The organism is Psychrobacter sp. PAMC 21119 (assembly GCF_000247495.1).
Lineage (GTDB): Bacteria > Pseudomonadota > Gammaproteobacteria > Pseudomonadales > Moraxellaceae > Psychrobacter > Psychrobacter glaciei.
This window is the reverse complement of sequence record NZ_AHVZ01000011.1, coordinates 330,276-349,813: the sequence shown is the minus strand read 5'-3', so window position 1 is coordinate 349,813 and position 19,538 is coordinate 330,276. Positions and strand designations below refer to the sequence as shown.

Sequence of the window (19,538 nt, the reverse complement as noted above, 5' to 3'; positions counted from 1 at the left end):
GTGCCTATTTATTACGATCATTACTGTCTACCCTAACTACTGAGCATATATTTATAAAAGCAGATAACGACCTATAAAAAACAAATCATGACACATAAAAAAAGACCACCCATAGGCAGTCTCTTTCTTAATTGCTGATCAATTCTAGATCAGGATACGGCGCGGATCAGCCAGTAACGTGGCGATATAGCGGGTAAACACTGCGGCATCTGCCCCATTGATCACACGGTGATCATAAGACAGTGACAACGGCAACATCAAACGCGGCTCAAAGCTTTGCGTTTTAGCATCCCAACGTGGCTGCATACTTGCCTCAGACACACCTAAGATACCAACTTGTGGCCAATTTACCAATGGCGTAAAGGCAGTGCCTCCTAGATTACCTTGGCTTGATATGGTAAAGCTCGCGCCTTGCAAATCTTTGGTCGTGAGTTTTTTATCACGTGCTTTGACTGCTAGCTCGCCAATCTCAATGGCGATTTGCTTAAGACCTTTATCTTGCACATTTTTGATGACAGGAACGATTAAGCCATCATCAGTCGCCACTGCGATACCCATATTAACGCTCTTACGCAAGATAACTTGAGTATTATCGTCGCTTAAGTGACTGTTAAAACGTGGATGCTGGGTCAAGGCGTAGGCCGTTGCTTTAACCACAAAGGCCAAAATAGTGAAACCAATACCTTCCGCTTTCATGCCGCCTTTTAGCTCACCGCGCAGTTTTTCCGTCTCGGTAATATCCGACAGATCAAACTGGGTGACTTGTGGCAGTAAGGTATTATAGTTAAGCTGCGGTATCGAGACTTTCTGCAGACGGCTAAGGTCTTGTGTGTCTGTCTCACCCCAAATCTCAGTATTGCTCATATCTGGCAGTTTTGGCAGTCCTGAACTGATAGTACCACTACTTGCAGGTGCTGCTTTCTGTGTGGTCAAACTTTCTTTGACGTGAGCAAACAAGTCTTCTTTTAAGATACGTTTATTGACTGCAGAACCCGTCACTTGGCTAATATCGACACCCAGCTGCCGTGCCAGCTTACGCACTGCGGGACCAGCATAAACATCGACCAACTTCTCATTCACCTGAGTTTCGGTCAACTTGCTATCTGTTTTGCTAGCGGCTGTATCAGTCTGGGCAGGTTTGGCAGCTTGCTTCGGCTCACCAGTGGTTTTCTGCTCAGCAGCGCTATCGTCTTTATCAGCACTGTCTTTGCTAACGTTATCTTTACTTACATTGTCGTCTGACTTGGCTGGCGCTGAATCTTGTGACTCAGAAGTGTCTGCATCACTGACAATGACGATGAAATCCTGACCATTGGCAACCATATCACCGGCTTCGACCAATATTTTCTCAACCTTACCAGCGACTGGTGCAGGCACTTCAACCGACGCCTTATCAGATTCAATCAATAGGATTGATTGCTCAGCACTGACGATATCACCAACGCTCACCATAATCTCAGAAACTTGCGCCTCATCGACACCTAGATCAGGTAATGCATGAGTCGTGGCTTTGCCAGCGTTAGCAGCTGGCTTGGCGCTAGACTCTGATGCCGTTGATTCAGTCTCAGCTGGCTCAGCTTTTGCTTCTGACTTAGCAGCAGCGGTTTCTTCTGTATCACTCGCTTCTTGATTGTCATCAGATGCGCTATCGCTACTCTCTTCTGCGCTGTCCGCTTCACTTTCGAGCTCAATTAGTACCATCCCTTCACTGACTTGATCACCAATCGCAACGCTGATTTTGGTCACTTTACCAGCAGCAGAGCTAGGCACTTCGACCGAGGCTTTGTCAGATTCTAATAAAATGATGTTGTCATCTTTTGCAATGACGTCGCCAACTTCTACCATAATTTCGCTAACTTCGGCGCTATCGACACCCAAATCGGGGGCTTTAATGTCCATGATTTATCTCCTTGTCTTATGGTTATTATTCTTTGACATCACCGTCATTGAGTAAAGTCGAATCTGCTTGATCTTCAGAACGACCCTCATTACTGATTTCGTCATCGTCTTCAGCAACGAACTCAGGCACAGGATTTGGATTGACGTTACCTGGTGCTGGCGCATCTGGAGAATGATCCGAATAAGACTGCTGTTGCCATGCAGGTGGCTGATCGACATCGATACCTAAGCTTGAAATCGCATCTTTTACCAGACGCATCTCAACTTCACCTTCATCTGCCAGACGCTTAAGCGTGGCAACGACGATGTGAGCAGCATCAACATTGAAGAAACTGCGTAGGTTTTCACGAGTATCAGAGCGGCCATAGCCGTCAGTGCCTAGCGTGGTATAAGGACGATTGTCTGGTAACCAAGCACGAATCTGCTCTGAATAATTACGCATATAGTCAGTTGCAGCAACTACGATACCTTCGTGCGGTGCCAATTGCTCAGTGACCCAAGGCACTTTTTCTTCATCCATTGGATGCAAGCGATTGTAGTCATCACACTCCATACCATCACGCGTCAACTCGTTAAAGCTGGTTACACTCCAGACGTTAGAGGTAATATTAAACTCATCTTTTAGAATCTGTGCCGCTTTTTGTACTTCACGTAAAATCACGCCTGAACCCAATAGTTGTACTTGTGCTGAGCCATTGTCTTCAAGCAAATACATACCGCGCTTGATACCTTCCTCACTACCTTCTGGCATGGCAGGTTGCTCGTAGTTTTCATTCATTAGCGTTAGGTAGTAATAAACGCGCTCGCCTTCACCATACATACGGCGCAGGCCATCATGCATCACAACTGCTAGCTCATAACCAAAGCATGGGTCATAGCTGACGCAGTTTGGTACTACGTTGAACAATATCTGCGAATGACCATCTTGATGCTGCAAGCCTTCGCCATTGAGCGTGGTACGACCAGCTGTTGCACCTAACAAGAAACCTTGCGCTTGACAATCGCCTGCCGCCCAAGCCAAATCACCCACACGTTGGAAACCAAACATTGAGTAGTAGATATACATCGGAATCATTGGTAACGCGTTCACAGAGTAACTGGTCGCGAGTGCAATCCACGTACTCATTGCGCCTGCTTCATTGATACCCTCTTCTAACATGTGACCATCGATGGCTTCTTTGTAGCCCATCAATGCTTCGCTGTCTTCTGGCGTATATTTTTGACCAACTGCAGAGTAAATACCCAATTGACGGAACATACCTTCTAAACCAAAAGTACGCGCTTCATCTGGTACGATTGGTACCACACGATCTTGGATGTCTTTGTTTTTTAGCATAGCTGACAACAGGCGTACGAATACCATCGTCGTCGACTGCTCTTTGCCATTGCTGCCTTTCAATACACGGTCAAATATAGACAATTCAGGAATATTCAATGGAATATGTCCACTGCGGCGGTTTGGTAAATGACCACCCAATGCCTCACGACGACCTTTGAGATATTTCATCTCTGCCGACCCTTCTTCAGGACGGTAAAACGGTAGAGTCTCTAGCTGCTCATCGGTAAATGGCAAGTCAAAACGATCACGGAAATAGACCAGTGCATCTTGATCAAGCTTTTTCACCTGATGCGATTTATTGACCGCTTGTGTTTGAGCAGATAAGCCGTAACCTTTGACGGTTTTGACCAAAATAACCGTTGGCTGACCTTTGGTTTTCATGGCTTCACTAAAGGCTGCATACACCTTCACTGGATCATGACCACCACGGTTCAAACGTGCGATATCATCATCCGTCAAGGCATCTGCCATCTCTTCTAGCTCTGGGTATTTACCAAAAAATTCTTTACGAGTAAACTCAGCTGTACGAGCCTCATATAACTGGTATTCACCATCGACCACTTCTTCCATACGATGTTTTAGCACACCCGTTTTGTCATTGGCCAGTAGACTGTCCCAGTTACCACCCCAAATAACTTTAATCACGCGCCAACCTGCGCCGCGGAACACAGACTCTAGCTCTTGAATGATTTTACCGTTACCACGGACTGGACCATCCAGACGCTGTAAGTTACAGTTGACCACCCATATCAGGTTATCCAGCTTCTCACGACCCGCGAGAGAAATCGCACCCAAGCTCTCTGGCTCGTCAGTTTCGCCATCACCCAAGAACGTCCAAATTTTACGACCTTCTTTTTCTAGCAAGCCACGGTTTTCCATATAACGATGCACGTGAGCATGATAGATCGACATGATAGGACCTAAGCCCATCGATACGGTTGGGAACTGCCAGTAATCCGGCATTAGATAAGGATGCGGATAGCTTGATAAGCCTTTACCACCGACTTCACGGCGGAAATTATCGAGCTGATCTTCTGTCAAACGACCTTCTAGAAATGAGCGAGCATAGATACCTGGAGCAGAGTGACCTTGGTAGTAGATCATATCACCACCGAAGTGATCACTTGCCGCACGGAAAAAGTGGTTAAAGCCAGTTTCATATAGCGTGGCACTAGAAGCGAATGTCGCTAAGTGACCACCTAAGTCATCATCGTTCTTATTGGCTCGCATGACCATTGCTAAAGCGTTATAGCGAATCAAGGCACGAATTTTACGCTCCATACCCAAATCACCTGGGTACATCGGCTCATCTTCGACCGCAATACTATTAACATAGGCAGTATCTAGTCTATTAAATGGCAATCCCTCTTGTACCGCCATGTTGTACAAGGCTTTTAGCAAAAATTGCGCGCGATCCTTGTCCGCATGTTTGATGACAGACTCAAAGGCGTCCAGCCATTCTTGGGTTTCGGTGCTATCAGCATCCTTATAATAACTCATCTTTACTCATCCTTTTTTATCAGTCAGCCCTGTACCATGACAGGGTGTTGTTAAATCAACGTGTTATTTAATATAGTAATGTGCTAACGCTTTGCTAAATGACTTCCTTGTTACAGGTAGCAGGCGACAGGCCGCCGCTCCATCATGTGTTGCAGTCATATAAAGCTCAGGTGACAATATAACGCAACGACCCTTTAGCATCTTGAAGAAAAAGAAGCATAACAAAATCAAAACTCGTGCTATATATCTAATTATTAAACGATAATCACTCTATATTATAGGCGTTTATTGATGGGTTGTTTATGGCTGTAAAGAAATGGTGAAATGACAAGTATTTTTTAAATAAATAACGATTAGTTATTAAGTAAATATTTGATGACTTTTTGAGAGGATATGTCAAATGTAACAATTTGAATGACAAGGAAAAATTCAGATAACTTGAGATAATCGCGATGTGTAAACATAAGATGTATAGAAAATAAGAAGTACAAAATATAAATAATTATACTACAAGTCAGAAATTTGGCATCTGGTCACAAAAAACCTGCCATCTATCGACTCTTTAAGACATTTTTTACAATTTTTCTATAAAATAGCAAGTTACATGATTTATACATTCATCTGTTAAACTGGTCACAGATATGTTCGGCACGAATTCTAATCGTCAGTGTGAGTTTATAGGAATATTACTATGTACATCGATAAATACTTTGCAGGATCTAAGAGTATAGATTTGTTCCAGAAATATAAATTCATACTACTGACCTTAGTAGGGTTTATAGCGTCATTTTTAATCAGCCACTCATCCTATGCGCTTGCAACCAATCCTGGAGCGACTTGCCAAGGTATAACAGGTGCCTCTCAAGGTAGCTTTATTAACACTGATTATAATAATTTGGTATCAGCGGTTAATACAAATAACTACGTGACCATTGGAGGAAATGCAGCAGGAAGTATTCCATTACAAATCAAGATAAGCACTACTGAATCCAGCTCTAATACCACATTAAGTAATTTTGGTGTCATTGAATCTGAAGGAGTAAGAGCGATTAATGTGAGAAGAACGTTCCCTAATACAACTGCTTTTACAGACATAAATCTTGATTTTCGTAATAGCATAACGTCTCAGCCAATTTTTCTTACTAACGTAGCTTTAAGTGCATTTGACATTGATTACGCCAATAGCAACGGCAATACTTTTGATGATTACATCAAAATTACTGGTGTTACCCAAACGGGAAGTATTATTGAAGGTGCGCCCCAATCAATAGCTGGATCAAACATTGCTTATTTCCAAGGACTATATACGACCAGTACATTCAACTGTCCAGCCAAAAATTTTGGTACAGAATGCCAAGGATCTATACAGTTCTCTCAACCTGTAACCTCAGTTAACATCCGTTATACTAATACTGGCCGTCTTTCAACAACGACTAATCAAGAAGTCGATTTCCGTGTAGACAATTACTGCTACGTTCCGCAGTACGTCTTCTCTGGTACAGTATTTGATGATAACGGTGGTATTACGGCTGCGCAGGCCAGTGCGACCAATGCTGACATTACTACAGCTAGCAGTGCTTACGCCAATCGACCTAATTACTTCAACGGTAGATATGATCCTACCGCCCCTGAAACAGGGATTACAGGTAGTACAGTGCAATTAGCAAATTGTTCTAATACATCTACTACTTATCCAACACAATCAGTCATTAGAAATGGTGCTCCTGTGGGTGAATATCAAATTAGCATTCCTAAAACGACACTGGCTAATAATACAAATCTTTGTCTAGTAGAGAGTCGCACCGGCAATACTTATCCTATTCGCACTAGCAATGAGAGTAGAACCGTTGGGTTTGCAGCAACCACTTATAATTATCCGAACAACGATTTTGGAAGAGTCATTCCTGCAAACGCTGCATTGGTACTAAGAAAGGCTCAATACGTCAACAACTGCCCTGCAACGCTCAATTACTCTGATAGTACCCTAAATGTCTCAGGAAATACCGATCCTAGGACCGGTTTTAGTGAAGGCGGTATTAACGGCAATCTCATACCTGGACAATGTATCGCTTATAGAATTACTGCTACCAATCGTGCAAATATTGACATTAACAACTTTGTAATGAAGGATGTTCTCCAAAAACAAGGTGTTGATGGCGCGACAGTTACATCCGTATTAGCTAACCCCGCACTTTCAACAACTGATTATACTACTAGCGAGAATCCAGCGATTGGAGGAAATGGTGAGGTGAAAACTAAATCTCTTACATTAACAGCTAGAGCTAAACGAGATTTTTACTTCAATACAAAATATGGCACTATTGCAAGCAATCAATAACTTATCTTCTCTTAACATTTTCATCTCCGTTAGTCTCTCATAATAAAAGAAAAGCCCTGTCTAGCCAGACGGGGCTTTTACCGTTTATATACTTCAAAATGCCAGTTGTCGTTTTTGTGATGAATAATTGTATCAATTACGTGACAATAGAAAAAGGGAGATAGATGCCTTCTAAAAATGAGAATCATATTAGATTGCAAGCTCCTCCATCATAACATACGACGTTTGCTATTCACTGGACGTTTGCTATTCACTGATAGTCATGTTCTAAGAAAGGATTTTATATGAAACGTTTTAATCTCTTACACGGTATTTTATTGGCAACCGCTGCTTCTATTTCTTTATTGAATGTCGCACATGCTGATGATGCTCTAAAAATGGAACTGACTGCTAATCAAGTCATCAAGAATGCTGACGGTAAGACAGTATACTCCCCAGTGCGGACAGCGCCAGCAGGTACTGTCATCCAATACAAAGCAACTTATACCAATACCATCAATAATGATATTAATGATCTGATGGTGACACTACCTATCCCTGCAAACATGACATTCACAGGTGAGGCAAACCCTGCCAGCGCACAAGCCAGCATCGATGGTAAGAATTACGCTGATATGCCTCTAATGCGTAAAATCGACGGCAAGATGATCAAGGTACCCTACTCTGAATACCGTACGCTACGCTGGAACATCAAGTTACTACCTGCGAAAAAGGCGGCGGCTGTTGCCCTTAATACTGTCGTTAATAAATAATCCTTCAACCTTACCAATTTAACTTTTTGGAGATCTACCACATGAAACCAAATTCTTTTAAATATACAGTATTAGCCGTAGGTGTTGTGGCGGCAATGGGTATCACTACTGCTAATGCTGCTACCCCTGCTAACGCTGCAACAGCAGGAGCTGCGCCAATTACTAACGTAGCAACTGCAAACTACAGTGTTGCTGGCATTGCTCAGCCAAACGTGACGTCTAATTCTGTGACTGTCAACGTTAGTGAAACGGCTAACTTTGCATTGGTATCGACTGTTGATGATGGTAGCATTGGCAACGATACTGCTACCAATCAGACTGCTACGCCAGGTGGTACGACTAACTTTACTCATGCTTTAACCAACACGGGTAACGTGACGGATACTTATACCGTTAATACCACAGGTAATGACTCACCACTAGTAACGGCTTCTCCAGACTATGCTTTAGGTACTGCGCCTGTTACGTTTACTATTGTACAAGCAGATGGTACTGCTTTAACTCCTGCTCAAGTCACCGCTTTAAATGGTCAAGCACAGACAGGTACCATAGCCAATGGTGGTACTATTAGACTACAGCCAGGTACTAGAGCTAATTTAAGCTATGCATCAGCTACGCCAGCCGCTCGTAATGGTAATGACAAAGGCGTGGGCACATTAACTGCGACCAGTACTTTCTTCACAAATAATGCTCCAGCTAATGCAACATTGGTGAACGAAAACCAAACTATCGTTAGATTGCCTACCTTTAGAATCGCAAAAACAGCGACTAGTACTGTCGATCTGACAGTGGCTAACCCGCAGATCAACTATAGTATCGTAGTGACTAACGCGACTACTGATTATAGTGCTGCTGCTACTGATATTGTTATCAGAGATGTTCTTCCTGCAGGTTTAAGTTTGCCTAACGGCGCAGCATCAGACGTGACCGTAACGGGTGGTGCTGGTACCGCTACGATTTCTACTATCAATGGTCGACGAGCTATTGATGTTGCTGTAGCGGACTTAGCCGTTGGCGCAAGTCGCACGATTACTTTCACGGTTAATGTTGATAAAACTCAGTATACAGCTGCTAATAGTTCAGTAACTAACAACGTAGAAGTCTACGATAAGTTCGTCGGTCCAGTCGGTACGTTACCTGCTGCTCCTGTAGTTGGTACTAACTATGACATTCTAGATAGTACAAATAACGCTATAGATGTTACTAGAGTTCCTCCTGCTGCTGATCAAGCGAATGGCGCTGGTGTAGATACCGCTGGTGTGACTAACTTCACTAGACGAGCAGTTGTATTAGGTGCGCCATCGACTAGAGAGATTGCCCCTGCTTCAGGTACTGCTGGTCAAGCCACACAGACGACGACTATTACCAACAACGGTCAGGATACTGAAGGTACCAATACTAACCCATTGACTTTCACTATTGCTGATGGTGGCTTGAATGCGGCTGTCAGACCGGTTACTGGTCCTGTCAGTGTTACTTATACGCCGCCTGGTGGTGGAACACCTGTTACCACAACCATTCAACCTACTGTTGCTAATGGTAATACTTACACTCTCAACACAACTACATTACCCGGTGGTATTGCACCTGGTGGCGTACTAGCGATTAACTATAATGTGTCTTCAGGCAATGTCACTACTCCTGCAACTACTGATGATGCTGCTGCTGTCGGTAGCACTGAAACGACTATCGTAACTTTGACCCCTGCTGGTACTAATGCACCTGCTGCTACTTCAGTGACTGACACGACTAATGTCAGAGGCTTAACGTTAGTGAAGGCTCAAGCCTTAGATACGACTTGTTCAGGTACGGTTGCTGCAGGGGCGTTTGTTCAAACTGCTATTAATGCAACCCCTGATCAGTGTGTCATCTATCGTATTCAGGCAACTAACACGTCTTCAGCGGCATTAGGTTTCAACCTTACCGCTCTAACCATCTCGGATTTGTTATCTAACTTCTCAGCGGGTGCAGATTTAGTAGCTGGTTCACCTGCTACGTCTGCTACTAATTCATCTACTGCAGGTACAGCCAGTACTAGTACTACTGCGGTTCTTGGTAGCAACTATACCCTAGTTCCTCAGGGCGTTGGCACCTTGACCTTTAGAATTAAGATTAAAAACGCTCGTTAATTTTTATAAGCTATAAGCCTTGTAAGAGGCTTATAGATCAACGCTCTAGCTTGACCTAATCGATTTTAATTAGCCAAGCTAGAGCAGTTTTACCCTATTACCAATGCATGTTTTATTGGATAAGCGACCTATTATGACTCTTAGTGTAATCAATACGTCTAAACACATCACGCTTTGCACAGCCAAGATCTCTGCGCTGTCGCTTGCTATGTTGCTTATGCAATCAAATATGGCTTTTGCAGCATCTGATGATACTGTACAAACTATTACTAATACTGCCAATGCTAGCTTTAACGTCAATGGCGATAAAAGCGTCGGTTTGAGTAGCATCTCTAACCAAGTACAAGTCAAAGCGTCTGCACTTCCTGAATTTGGCATTGATCTAACGAAGCAGGCAGTACAGACAGTCATACCCAATACTTTGGTCAATTGGGTCAATGTCTTAAGCAACACCAGCTACAGCAATCAAACGGTTGAGCTGACATTAAATATATCGCCAACCCTTTCTAATTTAAAATTTTATCAAGATTTAAATAGAAACGGCATCGTAGATAGTACTGACAGAGAAGTTATCTTTGACAACTTGAGCACTCAGATCATGCTTGGGCACAATGAAAGCATTCAGCTTATCGTACAAGCCTTGTCGGATCCTAACGGTAAAACTGATGATACTGCCGAGATTCAGATTGGCGCTATTGTTCTAGAAGATCCTTCTATAACCACTAATGTTACTGACAAGCTCGTTATCGTTGAGCCTGAGATAAAATTTACTACGCCTAAGTTTGATGCAAATAAAACCACTTCTCAAATCAATGAAAACGTCTATATCGATGCCAGCTATGCGCAATGCAACGTTCAATCTGACAAGCCAGATCAAGTGTGGATTACGATCAAGTCTCCGACCACAGGTGATACTTACTCACTTAAAGGAATAGAGACCGGTAATAACACAGGTAAATATCAGCTGTCCGCAGCAACTCAAAATAACGCTAATGCTATTAAAGATAAGCTTATCCAGACGTTGAACAACGACACATTGACTGCCAGTTTAGATGCTTGTATTGCCCCTTCGGTTGGCATCGGTGCTAATGAACTTCCGAGCGCTTCAGATTTCACAGTAAGTATCAGTGACCTAAGCTCGCAAATCAATATCATCGATGGCAATCCTACCTTAGTCGTTACTAAAGAGAGCGAAACAAAGAGCGCTGAGCTTGGTGATTATGTTAGCTATACTATTAACGTTGAAAATAATAGTGATTTCACCGCTTATGACGTACAGCTAAAAGACGCATTGCCTCGTGGTTTTGACTATGTAGCAGGTAGTGCTCGCGTTACTCCTACGACGACTATCAATGTCAATCAACCACAGACCACTGAGTTCAAAGCAGAAGGCAAATACCAAGTCCTGAACCTAGGTAACTTAGAGGCTCGCGAAACTAGAGAGATCACTTATCGTGTGCTAATAGGTGCTTCGGCACTAGGTGGTGACGGTATCAACCGCGCTACCGCACAAGCTCGTAACAGCGAAACGGCTCAAGCCATCACTATAGTTTCTAGAGAAGCACAGTGGCAGATCGAAGTCGAACGCGGTGTCATGAATACAGATGGCATCATCATCGGTAAGGTTTATCACGACATCAACCGTGATGGTATTCAACAAAAAGAAGATGGCGAGCTTGGCGTCGCAGGCGTGCGCATTTATATGGAAAACGGTAACTTTATCGTGACCGATCCTGAAGGTAAGTATAATTTTTATGGTGTTAGTGCCAAGACTCACGTGCTAAAAGTTGATCGCACTACTATACCTAGAGAAACCGAACTGGTTACCCAAAGCAATCGTAATGCGGGTGATGCGGGTAGCCGTTTCGTTGACTTAAAATATGGCGAATTACATCGTGCCGATTTTGCTATCGTTGGTGGTATGGGCGATAGCACGGAACGCTTGAACGCAGAACTTATTGCTCGTAGCAAATCTGTGAGCGCTAAGAATGACACCCTTGAGCAAGCCGTAAAAACTGAGCTAACCCTAGACCCTGATTACAATCGTGACTACGATGACAATGTAGAAGCCAGTGGCTGTAACGTCAATGGCGATCTAGACCTTGGTAATAATTGTGACTCTGCTATCATCAATGAAATGGTCAATCCAGCAGCCAATCGTGTCGATATGGCTGTCACCACGGTAGCACCGCCAGTAGAAAAAGAGCTAGAAGAATACTTGAAAGAAGTGGCTAATAATAATGTCGCCTTTATCAACCTAAACGAAGGTCAGCAGCTCAGTACTTATAAGCAAATGGTACAGGTCCAAGCGCCTTTAGGCTCTATTTTTACCCTTTATGCTAATGGTAAAGCGGTCTCAGAGCAGCAAATCGGCAAAACGGCTGAGCAAGAAAAGCAAAATGTGACTGCTTTTGATTACTATGCTGTTGACTTACAACGCGGAAACAATACCCTGCGCGGTGTTGCTACTGACGTGAATGGCAAAGTCATCTCTGAGCAAACTATCAAAGTATTGACACCTGATAGTTTACAAGCGATCACATATCGCACTCAAGAACAGCTAGTGCCTGCTGATGGCGTGAGCGAATACCAGATAGTCATTAGTCTAAAAGATCGCGACAATCGCCCCTATATTGGTACTACTTCTCTCACGCTTGATACTAATATCGGTCGTATCAATTTGAAAGACAGCAGCAAAGACCAAGCCGGTACTCAGGTTATCATTGATGGTGGCGAGCTGTTGGTTTCAGTCATCGCCCCGAGTGTACCAGGTAAGGGTGAGCTGATTATTGATACCGGTAGTAGCAAGCAAGTGATTCCGCTACAGTTCACTGCTAAACTACGCCCTCTCATTGCTGTTGGTATCGTAGAAGGTGCTATTTCACTCAAAGATTTTGATGGCGGCAGTATTACTGATGCTCAAGGTGCATTTGAGCAAGAGCTTAATGATTTTGCGGGTAACGATGACTATACGGCATCTGGTCGTGCTGCGATGTTCCTCAAAGGCAAAGTACGCGGCGACTATCTGCTAACCCTCGCTTATGACAGTGACAAAAAAGGCGAACGTTTATTCCGTGATATCGATCCGGGCGAATACTATCCCGTCTATGGCGATTCATCAGCCAAAGGTTTTGACGCCCAATCTACCAGCAAGCTTTATGTTCGGGTAGATAAAGGCCGCTCATTTGCCATGTATGGTGATTTGAAAACTCAAATCGATAACGATGAAGGCATCAAACTTGGTCAGTACAACCGTACGTTGACGGGTGTAAAAGCACAGTATGAAGACAACAATACTCGTGTTACTGCCTTCATAGCCGAGACCAGCACCAGTCAGCGCGTTAATGAAACTCGTGGTTTGGGTATCTCAGGTCCTTATCCATTGGCTGAAAATTTTGACGCCGTATTAGAGAATTCAGAAACGATCGAGGTTATTACTCGCGATGCGAATAACCCAGGTTTAATCGTCAATCGTGAAACCCTTACCCGCTTTGCAGATTACGAAATTGACCCTATTAGCCGCAGCCTATTCTTAAAAGCCCCTATCGCTAGCCAAGATATCGATGGCAACCCTATTTATCTACGAGTCACTGTAGAAGTCGATGAAGGCGGCGAGGAATACTTGGTCGGCGGTATCGCTGCCAAGCAACAACTGAATGCTAAAGTGGCTATCGGTGGTAGCTATGTCAACAGTGACGATCCACTTAATAAAGAAGAGCTGGCCAGTGTCAACAGCGTTATCAAATTTAGCGATAAGCTAAAGTTGGTTGCCGAATACGCGATGAACAAAGCTGAAAACCCAAACTTTCAACCAAGCAATCAGATTAATGCCGATCTTTTAGAAGGTAACGATGTCGAAGGCGACGCACTACGTATCGAGCTTGACTTTGATAACAAGAAGAACACCCGTGCCAAAGCTTATTATAACGACACAGACGAAGGCTTTGTCACTGGCGCCTCGCCGCAGACAGCTGGTCGCACTGAATCTGGCGTTGAGGTCACTCATACATTAAACAACAAGCAAACGGCACTTAAATTTGAAGGCGTGCGCACTGAAGATCATACAACCGAAGCCAATCGCGAAGGTGTAGAAGCAAGCATTGAACAGCGTCTAAGTCAGAATATCGTTGGCGAGATTGGGGTGCGCTACTACAAGCAAGATGCGACTGCCGCCTCACGCAATACCCAAGCCGCCACTGACGTGCTAGATGTCATCGATGATACAATATTCAACGATGACATCATCAATCAATCAGCACTCAATGGCGTCAGTAACGCTGACAAAGATATCGAAGGGACGACTGCTCGCGCCCGTCTGACCGCACGTTTGCCAAAGCTGAACAACTCGTTAGTGTTTGCCGAATATGAGCAAGATATTGACAATAGCGAACGCAATGCCACCTCTATCGGCGGCGAGACGCCACTGGGTAGCTTAGGTCGCTTATACGCCCGCCATGACTTAATTAATAGTTTGTCAGGTAGCTACGGTCTTGATGATTCTGATGAGCGTCAGCGTACGGTCGTGGGATTCGATGCCACTTATATGAAAGACGGTAAGGTTTACAGTGAATATCGTATGCGTGATGCAATCAGTGCACGCGAAGCAGAAGCAGCTATCGGTCTAAAAAACAAATGGTATGTCCAAGAAGGTCTGACCTTGAGCACACTATTTGAACGTGTCGAGTCTTTAGAAGGTGACGAAGATAGCACGGCAACCGCAGCGGGTGTCGGTGTTGAGTACCTAGCCAAAGAAAACTACAAGGCTTCAGGGCGCTTAGAAAAACGTTGGGGCGACACCAGTGACACCCTTCTCGGCAGCGCTGGCATCGCTTATCGTTACACCGATGATATTACTTTATTAGCCAAAGATATCTACTCAAAAGTAGATTATAACGATGGTCATCGCACCATCAACCGTTTCCAGCTTGGCGCTGCATATCGTGATTATGATAGCAATCAGCTCGATATGCTTGCTAAGCTTGAGTATCGTCTAGATGACAACGCTACTGGTGACGATCCTTATCAAAAAGATGCGATTGTTTGGTCATGGAGCGGCAATTACCATCCGACTCGCCCATTAACGCTATCAGGTCGTTATGCGGGTAAGTATACAGAATATGATGCTGACGATATCGTAAGCGATAACACAGCTCATGCTGTCTATGCACGCGGCTTATATGACATTAGCGAGCGCTGGGATATTGGCTTACAAGCAGGTACTTACTGGAACAAACAAGCGGATGATATGTCTCATATGCTGGGTGCTGAAGTGGGCTATAGCCCAATGACCAACCTTTGGTTATCACTCGGCTACAACTTTATGGGTTTTGAAGATGAAGACATCGCTTATGATGATAGCACTCAAGAAGGTGCTTACTTTAGACTGCGCTTTAAGTTCGATGAAGACTTATTCAAACGTGAAGACCCACGCAAAAACAAACGTCTGACCAATAATTCTACGTTATAGTTTAAATGTTACAATGTTACTTTGTTACTTTGTTACTTTGTTACTTTGTTACTTTGTTACTTTGCTATTATTCATCGGTTAGTCAGTCTTAATAAGAGTAAATATCCACACTTATTACCTTAATATAAGGTCAGTATTATGTTGTACTCTGCGATTAAAGCAATAACTTACAAACAGCCTATCTATACTGCGCTCTCAGCAGTATTACTACTGGCAACTGCGTCATCAGCAGTGGCAGCAAACAGCCATACTCAAGCTACCACTCTACAAGCCAATGACTATTGTGATAGTGAGTTGCAAAGCGAAACTCCTGCTTATAAATACCAAAGCACACATCAACGTGCTATGCAGTGTATGCTGACACAATTAAAAGAGTATCAGCAAAAAAGTATGAGCGCACGTCAGCAATACTTTGCTTATAAAGCGCAAGCTTGGCTGACCTATGCCATCCATCAAGACAGCATGAATAGTCGCTCAACTGCTGGGCTACAAGCAGCACAGTTTGCAGAAACCATACTACACGCGCTAAAGAATGATACGATACAAGACATCAGCCTGCATCAAGACATTCCCTCCAACTCAGCCTTGATGCGACCCGATCTGTGGGCAACCCTAAGCGCCCTAAAAGATAGTGACGGTATTACTTCAGCACCACGTGAACTGGCGTTCAGTGAGGTTTCTCTCATCTGGGCAGCGACCAATCAATGCGAGCGAGGCTGGCGCGAGTCAGGCAGCCACTTTCGCATGGCAGACCGTTGGCTAGAGCAAGCGCGTGAAGCCTATGTGAATGCCAATGATTCGCAAACCAACGTTGCTTTGCAGAATCTAATCGTCAGCTATTATGAGCAATATGCGCCTTTAGATACGAGTACTGATATTTGCCGTGGGCAAGTATTAACGCCGATCCGTTAGACCAATCATAACCATAATGAGCAAAGACAGTAGACACAAAAAATCCGACATATGATGTCGGATTTTTTTATTTACTTAGGGCGTGTCATCAAAATGGCTAAATTGCAGAAAGACTAGCGATTCTTACGTGGTAGTTTTTCTGGTAGGTAGCAACGCAAGTAAGCAATAAATGCAGTGTTCGCTTCTTGGATGTACTCATTGGTAATGCTTTGATGACGGCGATAAGATAAGGTAAAGATAGCATTTACAATACTATAGGCGATCAATAGCGTGTCTTGAATGTCGTGGAAACTCGGCATCTCATAACGCTCTGACAAACGCTTATAAACCAAATCAACAATCTGATGATCAATATCTTCACCAAAACTATCGCCTTCAAAATCAGGTGTATTGGTGTCATAAACGAGCTTGGCTTTGGTTTTATCGTTATGGAATATCGTCACACACTTATCGATAAGTGCCGTCAAATAACCCTGCCATCTGTCATAATTACCGATATCGACCGTTTCTACTATTTCTAATATTTCGATTGCATTCAAAAAGCGTAATGCTAAAAATATTGCTTCGATATTAGGGAAGAAGTGGTAAGCAGAGGCTCTTGGAATGCCAGCTTCTTCACATACAGCAGCCAAAGTAATATCATTAATAGCTTGTGTTTCGCTCAACTTTTTGGCACCAGCCAAAAGTTTCTGACGGCGTGCACGGCCTTGCTGACTGGTGAACTTGAATTTATTCGGTACCAGTTTTTTTGCCAGTTCCGAGTCTACCAACACATCTTCAATCTTTTCGTCTTTGTTTTCGCTCATTATAAATCTCTTAATGTTGTGCCCTATCTTTATAAATATGGTCTTCATTGGACAGTATTCATTCTAAATCTAAGAAAGACTGTGCGTTAGTTGATAATACGGGCTAATATTACCGCTCTATATTCAATGAAGAGGCATCATAAACGCTTGTACATTATCAAGCAAGGGACATGCATGGGTTAAAAAAGAATGTATCAATTAACAACATAATAGGGTTAATCATGAAGTTTTATTTTCGCCCTTATAATACCATGATCGATGACTCTATCGGAATAATCCCACTTTAAATGGTCATTAAAATAGTCAACTCGTTCGACTTGACCAAGCGCAAACTTGCTATCAGCCAAGAATTCTTCTGAAACAAACAGCTGATCAATCACTTCTGGCATACCTTGATAGATATGGGTATACGCTACATCTTTCATCCAGCCATAACGCGCTTGGACACGAGCGGCATCAAACAAGGCAACATCACGCATGCTTTTGTCGTAATTCACTTCGCCAGTTTCAGTCATCAATTGCGTGGTCACACTACCCGTGACATCGTTCATATCACCGAGTAAGATTAAGGGCTCGCGAGTATGCTTTAAGCGTTCGATAATAAACATACGGATGGAGGCCGCTTCTGCTGCCCGCATACATAAGCTACGAAGTTTGGCACGAATACGAATATTAGGGTCATCCATATCTTCTAGCAAATTGCCAGCTTCATCACGTAAGAAAAAAGTGCGCTTGCTTTTAAGATGAGCCGTAATAATAGTAATCGGTTGCCCGAATGCATTGACTCGCAATACCAGCGGCGGGCGATTAAAGCGTTTATAAGGACCGATATCAGGAATGTCAATCACCGCCTTTGGTGCCACCTCTTCTAACAAAGTCGTCTCTAGCTGCTCAAAGCGACTAATAATTCCCACAGCAGGCGTATTTTGTGCCCCTCTACCTTGAGTATAGGGGCTCGCACTATCGTTGCTTGCCAGCGGTATAACCACATGTTCAGGCTTAAATCCTAACGATACCGCCAGCGCTTCTAACGCCTCACTGTCCCATACTTCTTGTACGGCAATGATGTCGGCATGGGCTTTTGCTAATAAATCGCTGATACCACGCAGTTTATTTTCATACTCTTTGTTGCTATATGGCTCAGCATTTTCATAGTAAGTACGATTGGGATTGGCAAAATTTAGTAAATTAGCAGTGGCGATATAAAATTGTTTATCAATACCTTTATGGGCAGAGTAAGTCATAAAAATCCTAGTGCTATTTGAATAGTATGCATTATTATGAATAAATAAAGCAACTTGTTCATGATAATAGACCGCCCGTACTAAATCTGTAGTGTTTCGTATTGCTTTATCCTGCTACTTAAAACTCAAAAAATGGATCAACTGATCATGTAGCGAATACTTGCTCCATCAAAGTCATAACATTAAATATTCATATGCATGTTACATCTGTACGTAGTTAGCTGTTTAACAGGTTATCTAATCACAATCGTTTGCGAGCCAATACAAAGGCGATACTACCAATCATAGAAGCCATGACACATAGTATCAACAGCTGCACGTATTTGTGCTCTGCGCCAAACACTGGTGCCATCACTGTAATATAGCCACCGTTTTCTAACATATAGACAATAAGATTACCACAACCATCAAGGTTGCAACATGTAAAAAAGCCTCTAGAGCGTGCTCTAAAGGCTTTAATATAACTACAATTGCTAAAGGTAAGAACTCAGCTATAAAAGTACGGAAATGCCGAGGTTCTCTATTTACTCATGTTACGACACACGATTCCATGCGTCATGTGATGCTCTACGTGCTTCATTCCACTCCATGCGTGACTCGCCTTTCACTTCATGCCATGAACGTTCCAAATCTGCTTCATGATCTTCAAAGCGAGCGTCCGCAGGATAGCGAGCGCGGTTAGCATAACCTACTGCATAAGCTGGATGTAGGTCACGGTCAAAGTCATGCTCTTCTGTATAATAGTCAGCGTTTGCATGTTCTGCACGCCAGTAAGCTTCTTCATGGGTTGGATCAATTGCTTCAGCTGCTGCATGACCTGCACCGCCACCAACGATAGCACCAATAGCACCGCCGATTAACGTACCTAATGGTCCTGCCATCGTACCGATTGCTGCACCTGCAGCTGCCCCACCTAAGCCGCCAATACCAGTACCTACTGGATGTGAGCCTGGCTCACCTGTGATGATGTCAGCATTCAAATCTTGCTTGGCTTCTTTTGACATGTGTTTTACTTCACTGCGATCAATTTCGTCATGATTACTCATACTATTATCCTTAAATTATTTGTTATATTTTAGAGTTATTAAGTGCTAAAAATTAGCGGTGTTGCTTGAGTCATTTTTTATTTGATTCATCTAAAGTATAGAAATT

Annotated in this window: 11 protein-coding genes; 5 read left to right on the top strand and 6 right to left on the bottom strand. The window is 43.4% G+C overall.

Translation table 11 applies throughout. The annotated features are described in order from the left end of the window. Positions 1-144: 144 nt before the first annotated feature. Positions 145-1,899, bottom strand: coding sequence for a 2-oxo acid dehydrogenase subunit E2 (locus RH96_RS05330; RefSeq protein WP_010198175.1), 1,755 nt, complete (start codon positions 1,897-1,899; stop codon positions 145-147). Positions 1,900-1,924: 25 nt separating this feature from the next. Then, positions 1,925-4,738, bottom strand: a complete 2,814-nt coding sequence (aceE, locus tag RH96_RS05325; protein ID WP_010198169.1) for a pyruvate dehydrogenase (acetyl-transferring), homodimeric type — start codon at positions 4,736-4,738, stop codon at positions 1,925-1,927. A gap of 691 nt (positions 4,739-5,429) precedes the next feature. Here aceE and RH96_RS05320 point away from each other — a divergent pair. The 5 genes from RH96_RS05320 to RH96_RS05300 all read left to right on the top strand — a co-directional run bounded on the left by RH96_RS05320 (position 5,430) and on the right by RH96_RS05300 (position 16,336). Then, the gene (locus RH96_RS05320; protein ID WP_010198168.1) at positions 5,430-7,076 is read left to right on the top strand and encodes a hypothetical protein; all 1,647 of its coding nucleotides are present in this window, start codon (positions 5,430-5,432) and stop codon (positions 7,074-7,076) included. Positions 7,077-7,360: 284 nt separating this feature from the next. Then, entirely contained in the window at positions 7,361-7,828 is a 468-nt protein-coding gene (locus tag RH96_RS05315) for a hypothetical protein (RefSeq protein WP_010198167.1), read from the top strand. A 41-nt stretch (positions 7,829-7,869) separates the two neighbouring features. Further along, entirely contained in the window at positions 7,870-9,957 is a 2,088-nt protein-coding gene (locus RH96_RS05310) for a beta strand repeat-containing protein (RefSeq protein WP_010198165.1), read from the top strand. 217 nt (positions 9,958-10,174) lie between these two features. Continuing rightward, a complete protein-coding gene (locus RH96_RS05305) occupies positions 10,175-15,424 on the top strand; it encodes a DUF11 domain-containing protein (protein ID WP_227500941.1) in 5,250 nt (1,749 codons plus the stop codon). Positions 15,425-15,562: 138 nt separating this feature from the next. Continuing rightward, positions 15,563-16,336 (top strand): hypothetical protein, encoded by a 774-nt coding sequence (locus tag RH96_RS05300; RefSeq protein WP_010198160.1) that lies wholly within the window; start codon positions 15,563-15,565, stop codon positions 16,334-16,336. A gap of 113 nt (positions 16,337-16,449) precedes the next feature. Here RH96_RS05300 and RH96_RS05295 read toward each other — a convergent pair whose 3' ends face one another. From RH96_RS05295 to RH96_RS05285, 4 genes are all read right to left on the bottom strand, one after another. Further along, entirely contained in the window at positions 16,450-17,142 is a 693-nt protein-coding gene (locus RH96_RS05295; RefSeq protein WP_010198157.1) for a TetR/AcrR family transcriptional regulator, read from the bottom strand. A 215-nt stretch (positions 17,143-17,357) separates the two neighbouring features. Further along, positions 17,358-18,386 (bottom strand): endonuclease/exonuclease/phosphatase family protein, encoded by a 1,029-nt coding sequence (locus RH96_RS05290; RefSeq protein ID WP_010198154.1) that lies wholly within the window; start codon positions 18,384-18,386, stop codon positions 17,358-17,360. A 241-nt stretch (positions 18,387-18,627) separates the two neighbouring features. After that, positions 18,628-18,768 (bottom strand): hypothetical protein, encoded by a 141-nt coding sequence (locus RH96_RS15045; protein WP_157999881.1) that lies wholly within the window; start codon positions 18,766-18,768, stop codon positions 18,628-18,630. 151 nt (positions 18,769-18,919) lie between these two features. Then, the gene (locus RH96_RS05285; protein ID WP_010198152.1) at positions 18,920-19,432 is read right to left on the bottom strand and encodes a hypothetical protein; all 513 of its coding nucleotides are present in this window, start codon (positions 19,430-19,432) and stop codon (positions 18,920-18,922) included. Positions 19,433-19,538 lie beyond the last annotated feature (106 nt).